The sequence below is a fragment of the uncultured Oribacterium sp. genome (genome assembly GCF_902481605.1).
Lineage (GTDB): Bacteria > Bacillota > Clostridia > Lachnospirales > Lachnospiraceae > Oribacterium > Oribacterium sinus.
Genome location: NZ_CABSXI010000008.1, coordinates 26,665 through 48,461 on the forward strand (window position 1 = coordinate 26,665; position 21,797 = coordinate 48,461).

Annotated in this window: 19 protein-coding genes; 14 read left to right on the forward strand and 5 right to left on the reverse strand. The window is 44.7% G+C overall.

What is annotated here, in order from left to right:
* Positions 1-213 precede the first annotated feature (213 nt).
* A complete protein-coding gene (malQ, locus tag RDQ32_RS02705) occupies positions 214-1,725 on the forward strand; it encodes a 4-alpha-glucanotransferase (protein ID WP_308579029.1) in 1,512 nt (503 codons plus the stop codon).
* Here the strand turns inward: malQ and RDQ32_RS02710 are convergent.
* Together RDQ32_RS02710 and RDQ32_RS02715 are read right to left on the reverse strand one after the other, a co-directional pair.
* Entirely contained in the window at positions 1,682-2,401 is a 720-nt protein-coding gene (locus tag RDQ32_RS02710; RefSeq protein ID WP_308579030.1) for a YggS family pyridoxal phosphate-dependent enzyme, read from the reverse strand. The two genes, malQ and RDQ32_RS02710, sit on opposite strands and share 44 nt — an antisense overlap.
* Positions 2,402-2,616: 215 nt before the next feature.
* Entirely contained in the window at positions 2,617-3,486 is an 870-nt protein-coding gene (locus RDQ32_RS02715; RefSeq protein ID WP_308579031.1) for a nitroreductase family protein, read from the reverse strand.
* Positions 3,487-3,907: 421 nt separating this feature from the next.
* On the opposite strand from RDQ32_RS02715, the gene RDQ32_RS02720 reads away from it, so the two are divergent.
* On the forward strand, positions 3,908-4,453 hold the full coding sequence (locus RDQ32_RS02720) for an HD domain-containing protein (RefSeq protein WP_308579032.1): 546 nt from the start codon (positions 3,908-3,910) through the stop codon (positions 4,451-4,453).
* 325 nt (positions 4,454-4,778) lie between these two features.
* Positions 4,779-6,404, forward strand: coding sequence for a sulfatase-like hydrolase/transferase (locus tag RDQ32_RS02725; RefSeq protein ID WP_308579033.1), 1,626 nt, complete (start codon positions 4,779-4,781; stop codon positions 6,402-6,404).
* 290 nt (positions 6,405-6,694) lie between these two features.
* On the opposite strand, the gene RDQ32_RS02730 is transcribed toward RDQ32_RS02725, so the two are convergent.
* The 3 genes from RDQ32_RS02730 to RDQ32_RS02740 are packed head-to-tail and all read right to left on the reverse strand — an operon-like array spanning position 6,695 to position 8,951.
* Positions 6,695-7,609, reverse strand: coding sequence for an HAD hydrolase family protein (locus RDQ32_RS02730; RefSeq protein WP_308579034.1), 915 nt, complete (start codon positions 7,607-7,609; stop codon positions 6,695-6,697).
* Positions 7,606-8,613, reverse strand: a complete 1,008-nt coding sequence (locus RDQ32_RS02735) for an SPFH domain-containing protein (RefSeq protein WP_308579035.1) — start codon at positions 8,611-8,613, stop codon at positions 7,606-7,608. The genes RDQ32_RS02730 and RDQ32_RS02735 overlap by 4 nt, the downstream gene beginning before the upstream one ends.
* A gap of 5 nt (positions 8,614-8,618) precedes the next feature.
* On the reverse strand, positions 8,619-8,951 hold the full coding sequence (locus tag RDQ32_RS02740; protein ID WP_308579036.1) for a hypothetical protein: 333 nt from the start codon (positions 8,949-8,951) through the stop codon (positions 8,619-8,621).
* A gap of 477 nt (positions 8,952-9,428) precedes the next feature.
* On the opposite strand from RDQ32_RS02740, the gene RDQ32_RS02745 reads away from it, so the two are divergent.
* From RDQ32_RS02745 to RDQ32_RS02795, 11 genes are all read left to right on the forward strand, one after another.
* Positions 9,429-10,352, forward strand: coding sequence for an alpha/beta fold hydrolase (locus RDQ32_RS02745; RefSeq protein ID WP_308579037.1), 924 nt, complete (start codon positions 9,429-9,431; stop codon positions 10,350-10,352).
* 63 nt (positions 10,353-10,415) lie between these two features.
* A complete protein-coding gene (locus RDQ32_RS02750; protein WP_308579038.1) occupies positions 10,416-10,763 on the forward strand; it encodes a DUF3783 domain-containing protein in 348 nt (115 codons plus the stop codon).
* A 123-nt stretch (positions 10,764-10,886) separates the two neighbouring features.
* Positions 10,887-11,615 (forward strand): signal peptidase I, encoded by a 729-nt coding sequence (lepB, locus tag RDQ32_RS02755; RefSeq protein WP_308579039.1) that lies wholly within the window; start codon positions 10,887-10,889, stop codon positions 11,613-11,615.
* A 108-nt stretch (positions 11,616-11,723) separates the two neighbouring features.
* Entirely contained in the window at positions 11,724-13,118 is a 1,395-nt protein-coding gene (locus RDQ32_RS02760; protein ID WP_308579040.1) for an aminopeptidase, read from the forward strand.
* 64 nt (positions 13,119-13,182) lie between these two features.
* Complete coding sequence (gene tig / locus RDQ32_RS02765) at positions 13,183-14,538, forward strand: trigger factor (RefSeq protein WP_308579041.1); 1,356 nt, start codon at positions 13,183-13,185, stop codon at positions 14,536-14,538.
* 250 nt (positions 14,539-14,788) lie between these two features.
* Positions 14,789-15,685 carry an amino acid ABC transporter substrate-binding protein gene (locus RDQ32_RS02770; protein WP_308579042.1) on the forward strand — a complete coding sequence of 299 codons (897 nt, stop codon included), beginning with the start codon at positions 14,789-14,791 and terminating at the stop codon, positions 15,683-15,685.
* Between the two features lie 168 nt (positions 15,686-15,853).
* Entirely contained in the window at positions 15,854-16,504 is a 651-nt protein-coding gene (locus RDQ32_RS02775; RefSeq protein WP_007158279.1) for an amino acid ABC transporter permease, read from the forward strand.
* Positions 16,505-16,562: 58 nt separating this feature from the next.
* Entirely contained in the window at positions 16,563-17,327 is a 765-nt protein-coding gene (locus RDQ32_RS02780; RefSeq protein WP_308579043.1) for an amino acid ABC transporter ATP-binding protein, read from the forward strand.
* Positions 17,328-17,739: 412 nt separating this feature from the next.
* Positions 17,740-18,846, forward strand: a complete 1,107-nt coding sequence (locus RDQ32_RS02785; RefSeq protein ID WP_308579044.1) for a hypothetical protein — start codon at positions 17,740-17,742, stop codon at positions 18,844-18,846.
* A 173-nt stretch (positions 18,847-19,019) separates the two neighbouring features.
* Positions 19,020-20,150 (forward strand): BMP family ABC transporter substrate-binding protein, encoded by a 1,131-nt coding sequence (locus tag RDQ32_RS02790; RefSeq protein WP_304070609.1) that lies wholly within the window; start codon positions 19,020-19,022, stop codon positions 20,148-20,150.
* A 70-nt stretch (positions 20,151-20,220) separates the two neighbouring features.
* Positions 20,221-21,768 (forward strand): YjjI family glycine radical enzyme, encoded by a 1,548-nt coding sequence (locus RDQ32_RS02795; RefSeq protein ID WP_308579045.1) that lies wholly within the window; start codon positions 20,221-20,223, stop codon positions 21,766-21,768.
* Positions 21,769-21,797: the final 29 nt, after the last annotated feature.

The following is a 21,797-nucleotide window of genomic DNA, read 5'->3' on the forward strand; positions in this document are numbered from 1 at the left end:
AAAAGAAAAGCCTATCAATCTCATTTTATTTGACAGATTCCATAGTTCCATGTAAAGTGAAAAAAATTTAAATGCAATTTTGTTTTGTTACAGGGGAAACTAGCAGAGAAAACAAACTCAGCTTTTTTAGATATATACTGTATAATAACGCCGAAATAAAATAGAGCATTTATTACTGCAAAGCATTAAGTCCTTTGAAAGGAGAAAAAATAAATGAAAAACAGAGAAGCAGGGGTATTACTTCCCTTATTTTCCTTACCGGGAGAAGAGGGAATCGGAACCATGGGAAAGGAAGCCAGAGCATTTGTAGACTTTTTGGCGGAGACGGGAAACCGGGTTTGGCAGATTCTTCCCATGGGGCCAACAGGTTACGGAGATTCTCCCTACCAGTCCTTTTCCGCCTTTGCGGGAAATCCGTACTTTATTGATTTGGAAACCCTGAAAGAGGAAGGTCTTTTGGAAGAGGCGGATTTGGAAAAGGAACGCTTTAAGGAATCCAAAGAGAAGATTTCCTACGGACTTTTGTATGAGCTAAAGCACAAAATCCTCCGAAAGGCCTATGAAAACTGGCTTTCCAAGGGGGGGAATCTTTCTGTGCTTTTGGAGGGAAGAAGCAAGGAAAATTTTGACTATTGCCTCTTTATGGCTTTGAAGGACTTTTTTAACGGCATCCCCTGGCTTTCCTTTGAGAAGCCCTACCGGGATAAGGATCAGGCGACTATAGAGAAGTTTTTGGAGGAGCACAAGCAGGAAGTGGGCTATTATGCCTTTTTGCAAATGCAGTACGATAAGCAGTGGCAGGCTCTTTTAGCCTATGCCCATGAGAAGGATATCCTGATATTTGGCGATATTCCCATTTATTGTGCCATGGACAGTGCGGATGCTTGGGGAAATCGGGGATTGTTCCAGTTTGATGAAACAGGATACCCCTCTTCTGTTGCAGGAGTACCGCCCGATGCCTTTTCCGAGACCGGACAGCTTTGGGGAAATCCCTTGTATGACTGGGAGAAGCACAAGGCGGAAGGCTACGCTTGGTGGTGTAAGCGGATGGAATACTGCTTGAATCAATTTGACCTCTTGCGGGTGGATCATTTCCGTGGCTTTGAATCCTATTATGCGGTGGAGTACGGTGCGGAAACCGCTATGGTAGGAGAGTGGCGTGAGGGACCGGGATTCGGTCTATTTCAGGCGATTCAGAAACATTTTCAGAAGGAAGAACTGCCGATTATTGCAGAAGATCTGGGGGTAATCACTAAGGAAGTGGAAGAGTTAATTGCAAAAACCGGCTTCCCCGGTATGAAGATTTTGCAGTTCGCATTTTCCGACTTTGAAAATGTTTACCTGCCTCATATGTTACAGGATAGTAATTCCGTGTATTATACCGGAACCCATGATAATGATACTTTGAGAAACTGGTTTGAAACTCTGTCAGATTGGGAGAGGGGCAATGTATACCATTACCTTTCCCGCTCCCAAAATGACTGGAATGCAATGACAGAGCTTTTGATTAAGACTGCCCTTTCCAGCATTTCCTATTTATGCATCATCCCTGCAGGAGACTATATGGAATGCGGGGCAGAGGGAAGAATCAATGCGCCGGGAACTGCGGAAGGAAACTGGCAGTGGCGTCTTCCGGAAAATGCCTTTAGTGAAGAAAAGAAGGCTGTGATTTCGGACTTGCTTAGGACTTATGGGCGTTTCCATAGTCCCGCGCCCCAAAAATAAAGGAGCCGATACGCACCATGGTAGCTCCTTCTTCGATGGCTACTTCATAATCTCCGCTCATCCCCATGGAAAGCTCCTTAAGGGGAAGGGCGGGGTATTTTTTTTGCAATTCCGTTAAGAGACTTTTTAATGCTCGAAAATGTACCCGGTTCTCCTCCGGATTCTCCGTAAAGGGAGCAACGGTCATCAAACCGCAGAGCTTGACATGGGGGAGGGATTTACATTCCTCCAAAGCTTGTTCCACCTCTTCTAAAAAGAAGCCGGACTTACTTTCCTCCTTGGCCACATTGACTTCCAATAAAACGGAGGCAATTTCCTCTTTCTTGGCGTATTCCTTTTCCACCTCTAAAGCCAAAGGAAGGGAGTCAATGGAATGAATCATCTTTACCTTCCCGGGAAGATATTTTACCTTGTTCTTTTGGAGAGAACCAATCATATGAAAAGAAGGAGCTTCCTTTTGTAAAAGGGCATCCTCCTGCAAGAGAGCAAACTTATCCCGAATTTCCTGTACCTTGTTCTCTCCAAAGTCCCGAATACCATAGCTATAGGCTTCCTGCACAGCAGCGTAGGGTTTTGTTTTGGAAACCCCTATGAGCAGTACCTCCTCCGGCTTTCTTCCGGACCTTTCACATGCCTTACGAATATTTTCCCGAACAATCTGAATCTCTTTTTCCATAGGAGTTTCCTTTCTATTAAAGACATATATACAGATAGCTCTATTATAAAAGCTTTTTAGAGAAAGGACTATAGAAAAAGAGAAGTTAAGCTGTGACTCATAACTCTAATGCAAGCAAAGTTGAGTTGCGATTCGTAACTCTAGCGCAAGCAAAGTTGAGTTGCGACTCGTAACTCCAGTGCAAGCAAAGTGCAGCGCTTTCAAGTCTGAGTGATTTAGAACAAGCGGTATGTTCCCACTACGAAATATTCCTCAGGAACCTTCCACTCAGGCTTCTTCTCTACGGTGCCCACGGTCCAGCTATCGGGCTTATGGAAGTGGGCGGTAAGAACGGTATGAAAGTAAAACATAACGATACCGTCATTTAAATACCGATCTTCCTTGGTGATATGCTTAACCTCCCGATCCAGAAGATAGAGCATATTGTCTTCTATTAAGAAACGATAGGTCTGGCGATTCAATGCAGCCGGTGCAAGACTTGAGGCATAAAATGCCTTCTCCCAGTTCGGATCCATGGCATCCTCGGCAAAATCACAGCTCTGTCCGAAAACAGACTGGGAAACCAGTTCAACCATGGCTATCTTAGGTGCAATATGTCCTTTGATTTTCTCCATGCGTACATCGGATCTGGACTTAATATCGATACGATTGCTGTCCTTCTCCGGATTACCGTGTCCAAAGCTGATGCAGGTGGTAACCGTAAGGGGAGAACTAATATTTAAAGCGGTTTTTACCGCCTTTGCTTCGTTAATCGATAAAAAGCAGGTATTTAATTTCAGTTCTGTAAGCTTTAACTCTAACTGTGCAGCCAGATAACCTGCATGAATGTAGCCTTCTTCGCTATCCTCTCCCAAAAGCAGAATATAGTTGGGAGCAAAAAAAGCGTTGCCCATATAGCCTACGATGCCTTCCAAACGGGGACCTGCTTCCTTTCCCAATAGAAGAATCTCTGTCTTCTGCTCCGGAATGAGTGGGGACAGCTCCTTCATATACTGCCGTACCTGCTCCAGCAACTTTTCATCTACCTTCTTATCCTTATAGCTACGGATGGAACTCCGTTCCTTAATGAGCTCTCTCCACTTCATAATCTGTCCTCTCTTTCTCCTGAATCAGTGATTTTTTCCAGACTCTTCCTATAAAAATAGGAGAGTTTTTCTAAATAGACCAAAGTTATTTTATCATAAGTACGGGAAAAGCTCTAAGAGAACTTTGTATTTCTATATTTTTCATTGTAGAAAGTCCTGATGGATATTTGTAGAAAACGGAGAGACGAAAAGAAGAATGATTTACTTTTTGTGGAAAGCGGCGCAAAGAGGGAAGTCATTTATGATATTTGCAGAGAAGGGAGTAAGAAGAGAAGCCTTATGCATCTCTGCTTCCGCGCCGAAATATGGGGTATAGATTTCCTACTCTTTTTTTAAAATTCTCGAAAGAGTATTGCAGTAGCATGGGGGAAAGAGTATAGTAATAACGTTTCTTAATTTTAAATAGATAGAAAGGGAACAGATGGATTTAAAGAAAGAGCATCTTGAATTTATTCAGCAGTTTAAAGAAATTACGGAAAATAAGGAATATTGTAAGTTAAAGGCGGTGCCTCGGCATGGAAGTACCAATACCTTCGACCATAGTGTTCGAGTAGCTTATATGGCGTATCATTTGGCAAAAAGCTGGGGCATGGATGCGGACAGCGCTGCCAGAATCGGTTTCCTTCATGATTTTTGTATGATTGACTATCATAAGGATGACGGTACCACCCATAACGGACGTTGGTACTGCTTTTATCATCCGGAGGATGCGGTGGAGAACTCCGAAGCACAGAATTTTGCTTTAACGGAGACAGAGAAGAGAGCGATTTTAACCCATATGTTCCCTCTTTCTACCCGTATTCCCAACAGCAAGATAGCCTATTTGTTGACCTTATCCGACAAGACCGTAGCCCTGCAGGAGTCTTGGCAAAATGCGGTGGATGCCTTTGCCAGATTCAGAGAGATCTTGCATCTTTCTCCCAAGAAGGCACCGGTTTATGTACGGAACAGAGAGGATGAAGAATAATATTTTTCGGAGATTTTTCTCCTGCTATAAAAATGGAGCGACTTTCGGTTTTCGAGGTCGTTCTATTTTTTTATTTTCTCTAATGGATCCATATTTTCGACTTTTTTATAGCCCATATTCAAATTTTTCCCGATGACTCTCTTTTTGATTCGCGGCTTTATGCTATACCCTTGTGCTAAAGAGGGAAAAGTTGTATTTTTATTTCTGGAAAAAAGTTTTTATACGCATAGAGAAATATTATATTGTCGGATAACAATTCTATCGTCAAAAGAATACTATACAGCAAGAAGATTATTTGCTTCCTGCGTGAGAAGGTGAATATTTCATGGAACAAAATAAGGACAACAAAAAATCAATAGGGAAAATGCTCCTTCCCTATCTTTTATTTTTTCTGCTGGGATTATGCTGCCTGTTTCGCTTGTCCTATCTTTTTTTGGTCAGCAACTGGGAAGAGCTTACGGTAGATGAGATTCTCTTTCATATTTTCGCTCCTATGGGTGGAGCCAACGGACATCTGGTACAGCTTTTTATTACCACAGCCTTGGCCCCTGCCATTCTTTTATGGCTATCCCTCTCTGTATTTTATTATTTTTTCTACCAAAAGAAAAAGAAGCGAAATTTCCTTCTCAAAATTAAGAAGGCCTTCCTGCCTCTTTGCGGCTTTTTCAGCATTTTCCTTGTGGCAGTGACCATTGCAGAAGCTTGGGACGGCATTTCTCTCGGTTCCTTTTTAAGCTCCCAGTTTCAATCCTCCAAGTTTATTGAAGAACATTATGTGGATCCGAAGAATGTGGACTTGAAATTTCCGGAGAAGAAAAGAAATCTTGTCTATATTTATATGGAGTCCACAGAGCTTACCTTTATGGACAAGGAGCACGGCGGAGATTTTCCGGAAAATCTTCTGCCCGAGCTGATGGCTTTGGGAGAAGAGGGTGAGGACTTTGCCGGAGAAGGAGAAAAAAGGAATGGGGGCATTGCCCTTCCCGGAGCCACCTGGACCATGGGAGCGATTTTCGGAGAGAGCACCGGTCTTCCTTTGAAAATATCTATTGAGCAAAATTCCATGGACAGCCAGAAGCATTTTTTCCCTTCTGTAACCGCCCTGGGCGATATTTTGGAAGAGGAAGGCTACAATCAAAAGTTCCTCTTAGGCTCCGTAGGCTATTTTGGCGGAAGAGAGCTTTTCATGGAGGATCATGGAAACGTAGCCGTGGAGGATTTTTCTTATTGGAAGAGAAAAGGCAAATTTCCCAGAAACTATTGGGTGAACTGGGGCTTTGAGGACGAGAAGCTTTTTCTGTACGCGAAGGAAGAATTGGAAAATCTGGGGAAGGCGGAACAACCCTTTAATTTAACTCTGCTTACAGTGGATACTCATTTTCCGGACGGCTATGTGTGCAGACTTTGCGAAAGAAAGCACCCGAAAAATCAGTATGCGGATGTTTACCAATGTACATCCCGGCAGGTATCCAACTTTGTTCACTGGGTACAGCAGCAGCCTTTTTATGAAAATACAACCATAGTCATTTCCGGGGATCACCCCACCATGGACCACGATTTTTGTAATGATGTGGAAAAAAGCTATCAAAGAAAGGTTTTTACCACCTATTTAAATGCCGTTCCCAGGGTGGAAGAAAAGAAATATCGGGAATACAGTACCTTTGACGACTTCCCCACCACTTTGGCAGCCATGGGGGTAGAAATTCCGGGGGATAAGCTGGGACTGGGCAGAAATTTATTTTCCAAAACCCCAACTCTTATAGAAGAGTATGGTCTGAAGCACGTGAAAAAAGAACTGGAAAAACGTTCCGACTTTATGATTTCTCTGGGACAGATTGACAAAGAATCCGCCTTTATCCAGAAAGAAGAAAAGAAGAAGGAAAAAGAGGAGAAGAAAAAGAAGGAGGTGGAGGAGCAAAGCAAAAAAATAAAAGAAACGCAGAGGAAGTGATGAAACAATGCAATGGTATAGTCGCTTTCGAGCAGTATAGCTTGTAGCAGGGGCACGCTCCCGCTAACCTCGCCTCGCAGGGGTTCTAAGCTTTTAAAAAACAAAAGCCAAGAACCCGCGGGCTCAAATTGCCCCTTATTACAAGCTATACTGCGCGAAAGCTAATGGATATCGTTCTACCGTCACTTCTTTCGTGTTTCTTTTAAAGTTTATGCTTAGCGTGTAGGTGGGGACTAAGAGCGTGCCTCCCTATACGCTATTTTGTTAGCAAGTAATGACTTTACTTCACATCATTTCTTTTGCGTTTCGTTATAGTTTAGAATGTAGTCCACCGCCTGGGGGAGACCGCCTTCCAATATGGGGGCGGTGATGTAGTTTGCTACTGCTTTACATTCTTCTTTGGCGTTGCCCATGGCGATGCCCATTCCTACATGGGAGAGCATTTCCACATCATTCCAGCCGTCTCCGATGGCGGCACATTCTTCTCTTTGAATGCCTAAAGCTTTACAAATGGCTTCTATGCCGGAAACCTTGGAAATATTTCTTTTGGTCACGTCAAAGGATAGACCGTCGGACCAGCGAACCAAATGGCAGTCCGGAATTCTTCTTTCCAACTCTTCCACTTGTGCTTCATTGAGCACCGGTATCAGCATAAAAAGAGGATTTTTCCTGGCTTCCGACAAAGGAAGAATGGGAGGAAGGCCGGATTTGATTTCCGAAAGACAACGTAATAAGGCATCATTTACAAAGTTGGCGTAGAGTCTTCTCTCTTCCAAAAACAGAATAGGGAAGCTTTCTTCTTCCGCCATAGCAAGGACATTTTCCACCATTTCTCCGGGGATGGCTTCTTGTAAAAGTACCTCTCCGTTTTTGGGGTCAAAGTAAGGCAGGGGAATCCCTGCCTCATCAATCAGGAAGTGGTAGTCCTTAGGCTTCTTGGCTCCCTGCTTTTGGAAAACAGGTCTTGCCTTTTCCGGATGCAGAATATAGTCATAGCCTCCGTCTAAAGTGACAAAGGCATCGAAATACATATCCTCCACCAAACCTTCATTATAGATTTCCACCCAGTGCCTTCCGGTGGCAATGGCACAAAGCACTCCTGCCTCCCGGGCTCTTCTGACGGCAGCCTTGCTATCCTCCGGAATGATTCCGGTTTCAAAGGGACGAAGAGTGCCGTCGATATCAAAGAAGATGATTTTTATCATACTTCCTCATTTCCATTTACCTCTTCAGGAGCATCAGAGGTAGAGCTTGAGCTCGTCTTAGCTTCCGGAGCAGAGTCGGTCACCGGAGCGGAAGGGGAAACGAGAGTCTCTTTCAAACTGCTTAACAATCCTGCCATGTTTTGGATATCGGAAGGAATGATGATTTTGGTAGCCTTTCCATTGGACACTTTGGCAAAGGTCTCTAAGCTGCGAATGCGAAGTACCGCATCATCCGCGCCGGCTTCCTTCAGAAGACGAATACCCTCCGCCTCCGCTCTTTGCACACTCAAAATCGCCTGGGCACGACCTTCAGCCTCTTGAATTTCTTTTTCCTTCTGGGCTTCTGCGGCAAGGATGGTCTTCTTCTTGTCCGCTTCTGCATTCAGGATTGTAGCCTCCTTGTTACCCTGTGCAGTTTGAATTGCGGCTTCTTTTTTACCCTCTGCTAGAGTAATAGCCTCTCTCTTCTCACGCTCCGCCTTCATCTGCTTCTCCATGGCCTCGCGGATAGCCTCAGGAGGAAGAATGTTCTTTAACTCTACACGGTTCACCTTGATACCCCAAGGATCGGTAGCCACATCCAAAAGAGAACGCATCTGGGTGTTGATTTCATCACGGGAAGTTAAAGTGGTATCCAAGTCCATGGAACCGATGATGTTACGAAGGGTAGTTGCGGTTAAGTTTTCAATCGCTGCGATGGGATTCTCCACACCGTAGGCATAAAGCTTAGGATCGGTGATGACGAAGAAGACAACGGAGTCGATTCGCATGGTAACATTATCTTTGGTAATAACCGGCTGGGGCGGGAAGTCCGCTACCTGCTCCTTTAAGTTAATTCTCTTGGCGATACGATCCGCAAAGGGAATCAGGAAGTGAATACCCGGACGCCATACGGTATGAAAGCGTCCAAGACGCTCTACAACCATGGCACAGGCCTCCGATACGATACGAATGGTGGTGCTGATCAGCACAATTACAACAACCAAAAAAACAATAAATGGCATATTCTTTATCCTTTCTTTTTATTATAGGAAAATGTTGGTTTCGGCGGAACATTTGTTTTCTTCATAACCGTATCTACCATTTGAGATTGACTGGGATCGTGCTTTTGCTTTAAGGGATTTTGCTTTGCAGAAATCACCGAGGAACCTTTGTGATCCACTTTATTCAGCAAGGTGATTTTTCGCCCATTTCCATGATATTCACAGAAATCATCCGGAAGAGAATGGGAACGATTAATAAATACCCGGTCATCCAAAACCCAGGGATTCTTCACAATCTTTTTGCAAATCGGACAAACACGATTCACTAAGGTAGAATCACATATCGGACAAATCAGCATAAACCCTCCTTTCATTAGTCTTAAAAAATTCAACAAATGTAACCTTTTAAATATATCATAAAGGAAGAAAAAAGAACAGAGAGAAGCGGAAAAGGAAGAAAGGGGCTGTAATAAAATCGGATTTTGGTGCAAGTTTTGGTGGCATAGGTCTAAAAGGGGGTAATCTGAGCCCCTCAGTACTTACTGAAAGCGAGCAAGGCGATGCTTGAAGTTAGTACTGCTAGGAGGCGAGGTTAGCGAGAGCGTGCCCCCAACTAGACCTATGCCTCCAAAACTTATTTATCCTTTTCCATTTTATTACAGCCCCTTTCTTCCTTAGAAAAAATTATAAAAATTGTAAAGAGATAAGATGCTCTTTTCTTGTATCTCCTGCGGAAAGCATGATATTATGGGGAATATTGAAAATCCTGATAGGAGGTTTTCGTGAAGGTCGATATGAAGTTTTCGTGAAGGCCGATAGAAAGCAAAAGGAGAAGGATGGAAAGAAGAGAGTGGAAAAGGGAAGCCAGCAACGAGCTTGGGAAAATTTATAATGTTCTGTGGCAGGAGGAAAGTCTTGAAAAGAAAGGGATTCTTTTTGTGCTCCACGGGATGCAGGGGCATATCGGAAAATATCGTTACCTTTTTGAGTATATGGCGAAGCAGGGCTATGTGGTTTGCGGTATGGATATGCAGGGGCATGGAAAAAGTGCCAATATCCCCGGCTACTTTGGGGACAGCTCCGGCTGGGAAAGTATGATTCATGACATTCACAGAAGCCTCTTGCAGATCAAGAAATGGTTTCCGAATCTGCCTGTGTTTCTCTTTGGCCATTCCATGGGGTCCTTCCTGGCAAGAGATTATGCGGCAAGCTATGGGGCGGACTTAAAGGGCTTACTACTTTCCGGAACGGCAGGGGGAAGCCCTCTACTGCTTCCGGTGCAGGGCTATATTGCTGTTCAAAAGAAGCTTCGAGGAGCTAAGGATGATGCGCTAAAGGAAAGCATTCTACTAGCGAAGTATTTCAACAGACATATTCCGAATCCCAAGAGTTTATCAGCTTGGATTTGCACTAAGGAAGAGGTGAGTCAGGCAAATGGTCGGGATCCTTTGGCAGTGGGCTTTACCCTGGGAGCCTATGCCGACCTCTTGGCTGCTTTGGTAAGGGTTAATGAATATGCGGAAATCAAAAAGCTGAAGGATATTCCCTGCTTTATTTTTTCCGGCGGTGCGGATCCGGTGGGAGAATACGGCAAGGGTCCGGCAAGTCTTTATGCTATGCTAAAGCAACTGGGAAATCCCAAGCTTAAGCTTCATATTTTCCCCAAATTACGGCATGAAGTCTTGAATGAAGAGGTACGTCCGATTCTTTTACAGGAAATGACGGCGTTTATGGAAGAGGTAAGACAAGAACGTAACTAGGATAGAAGACAAGATTTTTATTAATTAAAATAAAGCGAATGAAAATACCGGGAAGGAGAGGAAATGGAGAAAAAGATACTCTATATCCATCGAAAAGATGTCGATAAAGTAAATAAGGTCCGGGGTGTGGCCATCATCCGAAAGATTCGGCTGCTGTCTGCACCGGAAGAGGAAATACTGAGTCTGCCGGAGGATGCGGAGCTTTTGAAATTCATCGGATTTTCCCCCAAGGAGGTGGGAGAATTTTTGACGGATTTAAAGAAGCTGGGAATCCGGGTAGATTTAAAATGTATGGAAACGGAGCATAATAGGGATTGGAGTCTTTTGCAGCTGTATAGGGAGCTGGAGGAAGAGCACCGGTATATGACCGCGAGAAGACAAGAGCAGCAGAATGAGGAGAAGTCTTCTTAAATACAATAGAACTATTTAGGAATTGATAAAGAAGAGCACTCATTATAAACGGTTTATGGAAAACCATAGTAAAATCAATGTTCCTTAGCGGTTCATGAACTGAAATAAAAAAAGGGAGAAGCTATGCAGGAAGAGCAGGATAAGAAAAAGAGCAGTCGGAAGAAGCCCCAAAGCTTTTTGGGAGAGCTTTTTGAGTGGGTGAAGATTCTTTTGGTGGCGGGAATTGCCGCATTTATATTGAACAACTATGTGATTGCCAATTCCACCATTCCTACAGGATCCATGGAAAACACCATTATGGCGGGAAGTCGTGTTTTCGGTTCCCGGCTTCATTACCGTTTCGGACAGGTGGAAAGAGGGGATGTGGCTATCTTTTTGTATGGCTACCAATGTCGAAACGACCATCAGATTTACCGGGAAAATGATAAGGGAGTCTGCCCCTATGACGGCCGGGAGGATAAGAGAAACCAGGTTATTTACTATGTAAAGAGAGTCATCGGCATGCCCGGAGACCATGTGGAAGTAAAGAAGACCGGAGAGGTGGATGCCGGCATGATTAAGAAGCTTGCGGTGCAGTCTTCCTCCGGAAAAGTGCCGGTGGGTACCGTATACATTAACGGAAAAGCCATTACGGAAAGCTATTTGCCGGAGCCCATGATTGTGGACGGCAACCAATTCCCCGAGGTGGATGTGACCGTGCCGGAGGGCTGCTACTTTATGATGGGAGACAACCGAAACAATTCTGCGGATGCCCGTTTCTGGGGAGAAAACCAGTTTGTAAAGCGGGAGAAAATGCTGGCAAAGGTATACATTTGCTATTGGCCTTTAAACCGCGCAGGATTAATCCATTAAGTCAGAACAGACAGTAGAGTAAAAAAGCGGTGAAACTCCGCTTTTTTTCACATTTTCAACACAGGAACACAGTAGAATCTTAAAAAACGCATTGAAGGAGGTGTCTTTATGGGAAAGACAGAGGGACAGAAGTTAGAAGAGAAGTTGTGTTTTAAGCCTCAGCATATCGCGAAGGAAAGACCGGAGGATTTGCAGAAGGCTATGGACTTTGCGGAGGGCTACAAGACCTTCTTAGACCATTCCAAGATTGAAAGAGAATGCGTAAAGTACAGCGAGGAGCTGGCGAAGAAGGCAGGCTATAAGGAATTTACAAGAGGTGTGAAATATAAGACCGGAGATAAGCTGTACTTTATCAATAGAGGCAAGAACATTTTCCTGGTAACCATGGGAAAGAAGCCCCTGGATCAGGGAATTCACTTTAACATTGCCCACATTGATTCCCCGAGAATCGACTTAAAGCCCAATCCTCTTTATGAGCAGGAGGAGCTTTCCTATTTTAAGACACACTACTATGGAGGAATTAAGAAGTACCAGTGGAGTACCATTCCTCTGGCTCTTCACGGAAGAGTAATGTTCCGGGATGGAAAGCATGTGGATTTTGACCTTGGAGAGAAAGAAGGAGATCCAATCCTGGTGATTACCGACCTGCTTCCCCACCTTTCCAAGAAGCAGGACGACCGCAAGCTTAGCGACGGTATCCGGGGAGAGGAGTTAAATATCCTTTTGGGCTCTACCCCCATTGATGACAAGGAAGTAAAGGAAGCTTTTAAGCTGAAGATTCTTTCTATTCTTCATGAGCAGTACGGCATGGTGGAGCAGGACTTTATGCGGGCTGAGCTTACCTTGGTTCCTGCACAGAAGGCTTGCGATGTGGGACTGGATCGTTCCATGGTAGGTGCTTACGGACAGGATGATAAGGTTTGTGCCTATACCGCTTTGATGGCGGAGCTGGAGTGCAAGACTCCGGAATTTACTTCCCTTACCGCATTGGTAGATAAGGAAGAAATCGGTTCCACCGGAAATACCGGAATGCAGTCCGATGCGCTTCTCCACTTTGTAGAGGATTTGGCGGAGTGCGAGGGAGAGAGAGTACGGGATATCCTGAGAAATTCCATCTGTCTTTCCTCCGATGTAAATGCAGCTTATGACCCGACCTGGGCGGATGTATATGAGAAGCAGAACTCCTGTTTCTTTAACCATGGTCCGGTTCTCACCAAGTACACCGGTTCCAGAGGAAAGGGCTATTCCAATGATGCTTCCGCAGAAACCATGCAGAAGGTTATCGGCTATATGGAAGATGCCAAGGTTTGCTGGCAGGTGGGAGAGCTTGGTAAGGTAGACGAAGGCGGCGGAGGAACCATTGCCATGTATATGGGCAATATGAATGTGGACACCGTGGATTTAGGGGTAGCGGTTCTTTCCATGCATGCTCCATTTGAATTGACAGCTAAGCTGGATGTTTATTATACTTACAAGGCATTTTTAGCTTTCAATAGAGAGTAAACTCTTTGTTAGCAAAAATATCGAAAACCATGGAAAGAATTTTTCCAATACACTAAGGAGTATTATGAGAAAAAGAAAATTATTTGCATCGGCAGCCATTCTGGCTATGGCGATTATGGCAGCAGCCTGTGGCAAGAAGACAGAGACCAAGGAGTCCGAGAAGGCTTCCGGAAGTGGGGTAAGTTCCTCTACTTTAACCGAGGATAGCCCTGAGATTAAAGAGCTGGAGGATTTAAAGGTTCCTGCTGAGCCCAAGCTTTCCGAGATGGGAAGCATCACTCTCCCGGATTTAAAGAGCATTACCGTTACGGTAGCGCCATTGGAGAATGTAACCCAGGAAGAAGTGGATAATGCTATCCAGCAGACCTTGGATCAGAATCCTACAGTGGTGGATGATGCTGCCAAGGAAGGAGATACCGTAAATATCGACTACAGCGGATCCATTGACGGAAAGAAGTTTGACGGCGGCACGGCGGAGAAGCAGGATTTGAAGCTTGGCTCCGGACAGTTTATCCCCGGATTTGAGGATCAGCTGATTGGTAAGAAGGCCGGAGAAGACGTTACCGTTAAGGTTACCTTCCCGGAGAACTATGGCAATGAAGAGCTTGCCGGTAAGGCTGCGGAATTTGCGGTAAAGATTCATGAAGTAAAGCGTCCCGCTACCTTAACGGATGAATGGGTAAAGAATTATGACGGCACCACTGCGGAAACCGTAGAGAGCTACCGTGATCAGGTTCGTGAGCAGCTTCAGGCCAGAAAAGACTTTAACTACCACTCCAACATTCAGGATCAGGCAATTCAGGCGATTAGTGAAAAAGCCACCATTAAGCCTTCCGAGAAGCTTATGGAGTACGCAAAGGCTTACCTTTTAGATGCAACACTTAAACAGATGAAGAGCTACGGTATGTCCGTTGCGGATATCATCAACATGTCCGGAAAGACCGTTGCAGAGTATAAAGAGGATGCCTATGCCAGAGCGGAGGATTACGCAAAGCAGCTCTTCTTAATGCGGAAGCTGGCGGACGATCAGGGCATTAAGGTAACGGATGCTTTATTAGATGAGCTGGCTGAGGCGGAGTCTTCCTTAACCGGAGAAAAGACTAACCGTGTGAAGCTGATTGAGCAGTACGGTAAGGAGCTGGTAGAAGAGGCTGCAATCCGTAATAAAGTAATGGAATACATTGAGTCTCAGATTACCGTTAAGAATGAAGAGCCTTCCGTAATCATGGAGCAGGACAGCGATAAGGGCAAGGAGAGCAAGGCAAGCGAAGCCGAGACAGAGGCTGCAAAGGAGCAGGAGTCCTCTGCAAGCAAAGAATCCTCCAAGGCTAAGGACGATTCCAAGAAGAAGGAAGAGACCGTCGCTTCTACAGAGGAAAGCTCTGTAATGGCTACCATCGAAACCAAGGCAAAAGAGTAGTAGACAGCGGCGGAAATTTGTTTCGCTTTATGGAAAAAGGTCTGAAAAAGGGAAGTTTCCCGATTTCAGGCCTTTTTTATGCGTAATGAGTACCACTTTCCCAGTGTGGGATATCTCGTTTGCCCCGGACGTATAGCCGGAAACTCTGTAATAGCTTCTAAAAAAATCTTGACAAAAATACTTTAGCATAGTAACGTATTAGCATGATAGCAAATCAAAGTAAAAAATAGAGAAGGAAAGGGAGAAGAGTATGAAAAAGTTTGGAAGAAATCTTTTATGGATGGCAACTGCAGGAGTTTTGGCACTGGGAATGGTGGCTTGCGGAGGAAAGAGCACTACCGGAAGTAGCTCCGGAAGCAAGGAAGAGGGCAGTACGCAGGCAGGCAGCGAGCAGGCCGGTACCGAGAAGGCAGGAGAAAAGGTAGAAGCCAAGGTGGAGGGAAGCAACGGAAGCTTCACCGTGGGCTTTGACCAGGAATTCCCTCCCATGGGCTTTGTAGGCGAGGATGGAAACTACACCGGCTATGACCTGGAGCTGGCAGAGGAAGTGGCAAAGAGATTGGATTTGACCTTTGTACCCAAGCCCATTAACTGGGATGCCAAGGATTTAGAATTAAATTCCGGAAACATTGATTGCATCTGGAACGGCTTCGGTATGGAAGGCCGTGAGGACAGCTATACCTTTGTGGGACCTTACTTAGCCAATAAGCAGGTTTTTGTGGTAAGAGAGGACAGCGATATCAGCAGTCTATCCGATTTAAAAGGGAAGGCGGTAGAGGTGCAGAAGGATTCCACCGGACTTACCGCATTAAATCGAGAGGAAAATAAGAGCTTAAAGGATAGCTTCGGCAGCCTCACCGAGGTGGGAGACTACCAGAATGCCATGATGGATTTGGAATCCGGTGCCTGTGATGCCATTTGCATGGATTCCGTAGTGGCGGAATATCAGATTAAGACCTTTAAAAAGAAGGCTAAGGTTCTTTCCGAAAGCCTGACTGAGGAGCAGTACGGTATTGGCTTCAAGAAGGGGAACACCGAACTGGCAGATAAAGTGAAGAAAACCCTTTTGGAAATGAAGGAAGAAGGCGTGATTGATAAAATCAATGAAAAATGGTTTGATACAACGGAAGGTTTTATCTTACAATAGAAAAGACAAATTTTTAAGACGGCAAAAAAGCGCGTCTTGAAGAAAATAGTAAGGAAAATTCACTAATGCAATAGAGTGAATTTTTCCAAGTGAGCAAGACTAAATCGGTAGAATAAGACTAAATCAATAGAGTAGTAGAGAAAAAAGAAAGACGAAAAGGGGAGAAAAATGGAATGGACTGTGGTGCTGTGGAAGCTGGGAGAAGGATTGCTTGTGAGTTTGGGAATCTTCGCCATAACCCTCCTTTTTTCTTTGCCCTTAGGTCTTTTGGTGGCCTTTGGGAGAATGCATAAGAACCCCTTGATATCGGGAATCATCAAAATCTACATTTCCTTTATGCGGGGAACACCTTTAATGCTACAGCTTTTTATGGTGTATTACGGCCCCTATTACATTTTCAAAGTAAGTCTCCATCCGGGTTACCGCATGACAGCGGTATATATCGGATTTATTCTGAATTATGCGGCATATTTTGCGGAAATCTATCGTTCCGGAATTCAATCCATGGACCGGGGGCAGTATGAGGCGGCGGAAATTCTCGGTTACAGCAAAATGCAGTGTTTCTTCCGTATTATCCTTCCCCAGGTTTGGAAGAAGATTCTTCCTTCTATTACCAATGAGGTGATTTCTTTGGTAAAGGATACTTCTTTAGCCTTTTCCATTTCCGTGATGGAAATGTTTACCCAGGCCAAGGCCCTGTCTTCCTCCCAGAGCTCCATGTTCCCCTTGATTATGGCAGGAGTGCTTTACTACATTTTCAATTTTGTGGTAGCCTTTATTATGGAACAGATGGAAAAGAAGATGGCGTATTATCAATAGAATTGGATGGAAAAGCAGATGTGGGAGTGTCCATCTGAGGAATCAATAGGAGAGCGGAATGGCGATTTTAGAAATGAAAAATATCCGAAAGGCATTTTCAGGAGAGGAAATTCTGAAAGGAATTTCTCTATCCTGTAAGGAGGGCGAGGTGCTCAGCATCATCGGCCCCTCCGGCTCCGGAAAGTCCACATTGCTTCGCATTGCCACCCTCTTGGAAAAGGCGGAGGGAGGAGAGCTTTTCTATGACGGAAAGGCGATTTTTTCGTTGACGGAAGGGCAAAAAAAGCAGGCAACGAAGGAAGAAAAGGAAGAGGCCAAGAAGCTTTTCGGCCTGGTGTTTCAGAACTTCAATCTTTTTCCCCATTGGACGGTTTTGAAAAATGTGATGGATCCCCTGATTCACGTGCAGAGAAAAACAAAGGAAGAAGCGGAAGAAAAAGCTAAAGCAGTGCTTTCCCAAATGGGACTTTTGGAAAAGGCGGAGCAGTATCCCGATTCCCTCTCCGGCGGACAAAAGCAAAGGGTGGCCATTGCCAGAGCCCTGGCCTTAGAGCCGAAGATTTTATTTTTTGATGAGCCAACCTCTGCATTGGATCCGGAGCTTACGGGAGAAGTGCTTTCCGTGATTCGCTCCCTAAAGGGACAGAAGATGGCCATGGTGATTGTTACTCACGAAATGACCTTTGCCAAAGATATTTCCGACCGCATCCTTTTTATGGCGGATGGAGAAGTTATCTGTGAGGGAAGTCCGGAGGAGGTCTTTTCTTCGGAGCAGGAAAGAATGAAAAGCTTCCTGGGAAATTATCAGAATCTTCTTTCCTAAGAGATGATCTTAAAAGAAATGGAATGGGGAAAGTAAGAATATCGTAACTTTTTTTCCGGATTTTTTGAATTTATCAAAAGCAAAAAGGCAGAAAAAGAGCTTGGCAATGTGTAAAAGTGTAATTTTTGTGGATAAGTCCTCTTAAAATCCCATTTTTGGGAAAATGTACAAAGGACTTATCCACATTTTTGTTGAAATGGATGAATTGCTGTTTCGAAAGCTAAAGGAATGCAAAGTTGCTTCTTGATTCTTGATATTCTATTCTCTATTCCTTTGAATGAAAAAATTGAGTCAAGGGAAGAATGGGAAATCCGGGATTAGGCGGAGGAAGCTCTTTCCAAGACAAAAGAACTAGGCTACAATATGGGGCAGAAAGTTTTGGGAAAAGAGCGGAAGAAGGGATTTTACTGTAATGGGGAAGAAAAAAGGAGAAAAACAGGAAGGAAAAACAGTTTTAGCTAAGCATGAAAAAAGCTTAGCTAAAAAAGCGGAAAAGAAGGCGGAGAAAAAGCGGCAAAGGCAGGAAAGAGAGCAGGCGCTGGAGGCAAGGATTGCGGCTTTAGAAATGGCTTTACAGGAAAAACAAGAGAGAACAAGAGAAACGAACTTCGAAGAAAAGAGCGTAAAAGAAGCGGGTGAAACGCTGCCGGAAGCTTCGGAAGAATATACGGAACAAGAGCAGGAAGCTTTAGAAAAGGAGAACCCGGGTAATGCAAAAGAGGAAGCCTTAGAAGAGGAGAATTTGAATGTTTCGGAAGAGGAAAAACCGATTCATTCAGAAGATTCGGAGACCGTTGTTATTGAAGAAGCTTCCGAAAGGAAAGGGATACCGGTCTTTGTAGAGGCTCGTTCTTCCTTCTTTTCTCCGGCCCTTCCTTCCTCCGGAGCAATCAAGGAATTTTTGCAGGCACCGAAGCTTTTACGGGGAGAAATCCGGGAGTACTTGGCGGATCCGGAAGAGGCCATGCTGAAGGAGAAGGAAAAGACAGGACATAAAAGTACCTCTCTGCTTTTTACTATCAGCCTGCTTCTGATGTTTTTCATCGGCTTATACCTTTCCAACGGAAATCCGGCAGCTTCTCTTCAATTTTCCCTGCTCTATGCCTTAAGCTTTTTGCTCTTACCCTTCTTCCTGGTTCTGTTTTTTTCAGAGGGAAGAAGCTTTTCCTCCTTGTTTTATCTCTTTACCAGGGGAAGGTTGGCACTCTACCTTTTAGCAAGTCTATCCTTCTTTTCCCTGCTTTTGGGCTTTCCCCTATTTTCTTTGTTTCTGTTTCTTTTGGGCATACCCTTGGGCATTGTGTTGGATTATACAGCTCTGAAAATAGAGTACGGTCAAAGCGGAAAGGTGCTGAAAATCTGCTTTTTATACAGCGTTTTCGCCCTAAGCTTATTCCTGTTTTTCGGATTTTGCTTCGTGGGCTTTAGTCTGCTAAATTATATTCTGGGGCGTTTATGGGAAGGGAATCTGAACCTGAAAGGATTTTTAGAGTTTTTGCTTTCTCATTTTCCGGAATAGGCTTTTGTTCATCTTCTCTATTTTTTCAAGCAAAATAAACAAAGGAACTGACTTGTCACCGTATTCTTTCTTCCCTATAATGGGAGAGTACATGTGACAAGTCTTTTATTATTTGCCGAGGGCTTCGGAGGGAAACGGCGAATAGAAAAGACTTCATCTAAGGAGGACGAGAAATGAAGAAAAGAATCTTTGCGGCATTCCTGGCTTTGACCATGGCATTCAGCTTAGCGGCTTGCGGTGCTTCCGGCGGAGAGAAGAAAGAAAGTGCAAAGGCTACCGAGCAGGGTTCCGAGAAGGGTACAGAGGCCGGTTCCGAGAAGGTGGAGGAGAGCAAGTCGGAAAAGAAGGATGCTTCTTCCGGCAAGGGTCTGAAGGTTGGTATTGTTACCGACGTAGGAGGAGTAAATGACGGTTCCTTCAACCAGTCTGCTTGGGAAGGATTACAGAGAGCACAGAAGGAGCTTGGTATTGAGGCAAAGTATCTGGAGTCTAAGACCGATGCGGACTATAAGCCCAATATCGAGACCTTTGTGGATGAGGACTATGATTTAATTATTTGTATCGGTTATGCTTTGGCAGATGCTTTAAAGGCAGAGTCCGCTTCCAACCCGGATGTAAAGTTTGCCATCGTGGATGATGCTTCCTTAGCGGATGTTTCCAATGTTACTTCCCTGATGTTCGAGCAGGCACAGGTTTCTTACCTTGCAGGATATGTTGCAGGAAAGACCACTAAGAAGAATACCGTAGGTATCGTTTTGGGAATGGCAACCGACATGATGAACCAGTTCGGATACGGCTATACAGCAGGTGTTTTGGATGCCAATGCAAGTGCTAAGGTTTTACAGGCCAATGCCAACTCCTTTGCAGATACTGCAGCAGGAAAGACTGCAGCAAACAACATGGTAACCAATGGAGCTGATGTTATTTTCCAGGTAGCCGGCGGAACCGGACTGGGCGTAATCGATGCTTGTAAGGAAGCTAAAATCTGGGCTATCGGTGTAGACAGTGATCAGAGCTCTATCGCTCCTGAGACCATTTTGACCTCTGCTATGAAGAGAGTGGACAATGCGGTATTTGATGTAACTAAGGAATTGGTAGACGGAAAAGTTGAGGGCGGTGTAAAGACCTATACTTTGGCTGATGAAGGTGTAGACCTTGCTCCCGGTACGGAGAACATTGATCCTGCAGTGGTTAAAGAAGTAGAAGAAATAAAGAAGAAGATTGTTTCCGGCGAGCTGAAGGTGCCAAACAACAAGGCAGACTTTGAAGCAAAGTACGGAGATGTTTACGAGTTAGACAACTAGGTACAGAGAAAATACTACAGGGATGTGAATTTTCTGAAAGAGTAAGACAGGGGAATAGAAAGGACAGAAAATGAAAGAAATATCCATGGAAAAAGTTGAAGCGGCTCGGCAGGCTATGCTGGAAACAGTAAAGTCAAAGAGCTTGACCCACGAGCAGAAGGTAGCCACAATGGCCAATCATGCGGACTCCCTTCTCTCTGTTCTGAACCTTCCCGAAGGACTTTTGGAAGTTTTACGTTGTGAGCCGGAGAAGCAGTGCATTTGCGACCTTTTCGAAGGAAATGCTCCTATGCGTCCCCGCTATATCATCCCGGATTATGAGAAATTCTTTCGGGAGGGCTCTGCTTTCTTGCAGGTAGAGCCTCCCAAGGATTTGTATGAAGCCATTAACGCTCTGCAAATCTTTTATAAGCATGTTCCATCCGTAACCAATTATCCGGTTTACGTGGGACAGCTGGACACCCTGCTGGATCCTTTTGTGCAGGATATGGACGAAGAGCTTGCCTTTAAAATGATTAAGCTTTTCTGTATCCAGATGGACAGAACGATTCTGGACTCCTTCGCCCATGCCAACATTGGCCCCAAGGCTACCAAGGCCGGAAGACTTCTGCTTCGGGCTATGGCGGAAACCAAGGATGCAGTCCCGAATCTTACCTTGAAATATGATGAGGAGCTTACCGAGGATGACTTTGCCATTGAAGCCATTCGCTGTGCTATGGCCAGTGCCAAGCCAAGCTTTTGCAACCACCGGATGTATTCCAAGGATTTTTCCGGAAATTATGTGATTGCTTCTTGCTACAACGGCTTGGCATACGGAGGGGGAGCCTATACCCTTGTTCGCCTGATCTTAAGTAATATTGCCAAGAGGGCCAAGGGCAGAAAGGATTTTCTGGAGAAAGAGCTCCCCTATATCATGGATCTTTGTGTGCGCTATATGGATGAGCGAATTCGTTTTATCGTGGAAGAGTCCGGCTTTTTCGAGAATAACTTCCTGGCGAAAGAAGGCTTTATCCATAGAGACCGTTTTTCCGCTATGTTCGGCTTGGTGGGACTTGCCGAGGCGGTCAATATTCTTCTGGAAAAGGAAGGAAAGGGTGATTGTCGCTTTGGCCACAGCAAGGAGGCAACGGAGCTGGGGGTAGAGATTATGGATTGCATTTCTGCCTTTAACGAAGCCCACAAGAATCCTTATTGTGAGGTCAGCAACGGACATTTCCTCCTCCATGCCCAGGTAGGGATCTCCACAGATGTGGAAATCAGCCCGGGAACCAGAATCCCCATCGGAGAGGAACCGGAGAATCTGGCAGACCAAATGGAAGTTCTGTCTCATTTCCACCATTACTTCCCCTCCGGAACAGGAGACCTTTTCCCCATTGACAGAACCATTCACCAAAACCCGGAGTATGTTTTGGATATTATGAAGGGGGCTTTCCAAAAGAATCTTCGCTACCTTTCCTTCTATTCCAACGATTCCGACGTGATTCGTATTACCGGATATCTGGTGAAGAAATCCGAGATGGACAAGCTGAAGCAAGGAAAGAGTGTTTTGCAGGACACCGTGGCTTTAGGTTTGGGAGCAGCCGAAAACGGAAAGATTTTGGAGCGTAAGGTTCGCTAAACATTCATGGATTGTATTATGTTTTTACG

What these genes read in the sequence shown, in the direction of transcription:
- RDQ32_RS02715 (WP_308579031.1), bottom strand. Translation starts at nt 3,486, where the DNA reads ATGAAGTGGAGAGAGCTCATTAAGGAACGGAGTTCCATCCGTAGCTAT.
- RDQ32_RS02725 (WP_308579033.1), top strand. Translation starts at nt 4,779, where the DNA reads ATGGAACAAAATAAGGACAACAAAAAATCAATAGGGAAAATGCTCCTT.
- RDQ32_RS02720 (WP_308579032.1), top strand. Translation starts at nt 3,908, where the DNA reads ATGGATTTAAAGAAAGAGCATCTTGAATTTATTCAGCAGTTTAAAGAA.
- RDQ32_RS02740 (WP_308579036.1), bottom strand. Translation starts at nt 8,951, where the DNA reads ATGCTGATTTGTCCGATATGTGATTCTACCTTAGTGAATCGTGTTTGT.
- RDQ32_RS02710 (WP_308579030.1), bottom strand. Translation starts at nt 2,401, where the DNA reads ATGGAAAAAGAGATTCAGATTGTTCGGGAAAATATTCGTAAGGCATGT.
- RDQ32_RS02770 (WP_308579042.1), top strand. Translation starts at nt 14,789, where the DNA reads ATGAAAAAGTTTGGAAGAAATCTTTTATGGATGGCAACTGCAGGAGTT.
- RDQ32_RS02780 (WP_308579043.1), top strand. Translation starts at nt 16,563, where the DNA reads ATGGCGATTTTAGAAATGAAAAATATCCGAAAGGCATTTTCAGGAGAG.
- RDQ32_RS02790 (WP_304070609.1), top strand. Translation starts at nt 19,020, where the DNA reads ATGAAGAAAAGAATCTTTGCGGCATTCCTGGCTTTGACCATGGCATTC.
- RDQ32_RS02775 (WP_007158279.1), top strand. Translation starts at nt 15,854, where the DNA reads ATGGAATGGACTGTGGTGCTGTGGAAGCTGGGAGAAGGATTGCTTGTG.
- RDQ32_RS02745 (WP_308579037.1), top strand. Translation starts at nt 9,429, where the DNA reads ATGGAAAGAAGAGAGTGGAAAAGGGAAGCCAGCAACGAGCTTGGGAAA.
- RDQ32_RS02795 (WP_308579045.1), top strand. Translation starts at nt 20,221, where the DNA reads ATGAAAGAAATATCCATGGAAAAAGTTGAAGCGGCTCGGCAGGCTATG.
- RDQ32_RS02750 (WP_308579038.1), top strand. Translation starts at nt 10,416, where the DNA reads ATGGAGAAAAAGATACTCTATATCCATCGAAAAGATGTCGATAAAGTA.
- RDQ32_RS02735 (WP_308579035.1), bottom strand. Translation starts at nt 8,613, where the DNA reads ATGCCATTTATTGTTTTTTTGGTTGTTGTAATTGTGCTGATCAGCACC.
- RDQ32_RS02785 (WP_308579044.1), top strand. Translation starts at nt 17,740, where the DNA reads ATGGGGAAGAAAAAAGGAGAAAAACAGGAAGGAAAAACAGTTTTAGCT.
- RDQ32_RS02730 (WP_308579034.1), bottom strand. Translation starts at nt 7,609, where the DNA reads ATGATAAAAATCATCTTCTTTGATATCGACGGCACTCTTCGTCCCTTT.
- tig (WP_308579041.1), top strand. Translation starts at nt 13,183, where the DNA reads ATGAGAAAAAGAAAATTATTTGCATCGGCAGCCATTCTGGCTATGGCG.
- lepB (WP_308579039.1), top strand. Translation starts at nt 10,887, where the DNA reads ATGCAGGAAGAGCAGGATAAGAAAAAGAGCAGTCGGAAGAAGCCCCAA.
- RDQ32_RS02760 (WP_308579040.1), top strand. Translation starts at nt 11,724, where the DNA reads ATGGGAAAGACAGAGGGACAGAAGTTAGAAGAGAAGTTGTGTTTTAAG.
- malQ (WP_308579029.1), top strand. Translation starts at nt 214, where the DNA reads ATGAAAAACAGAGAAGCAGGGGTATTACTTCCCTTATTTTCCTTACCG.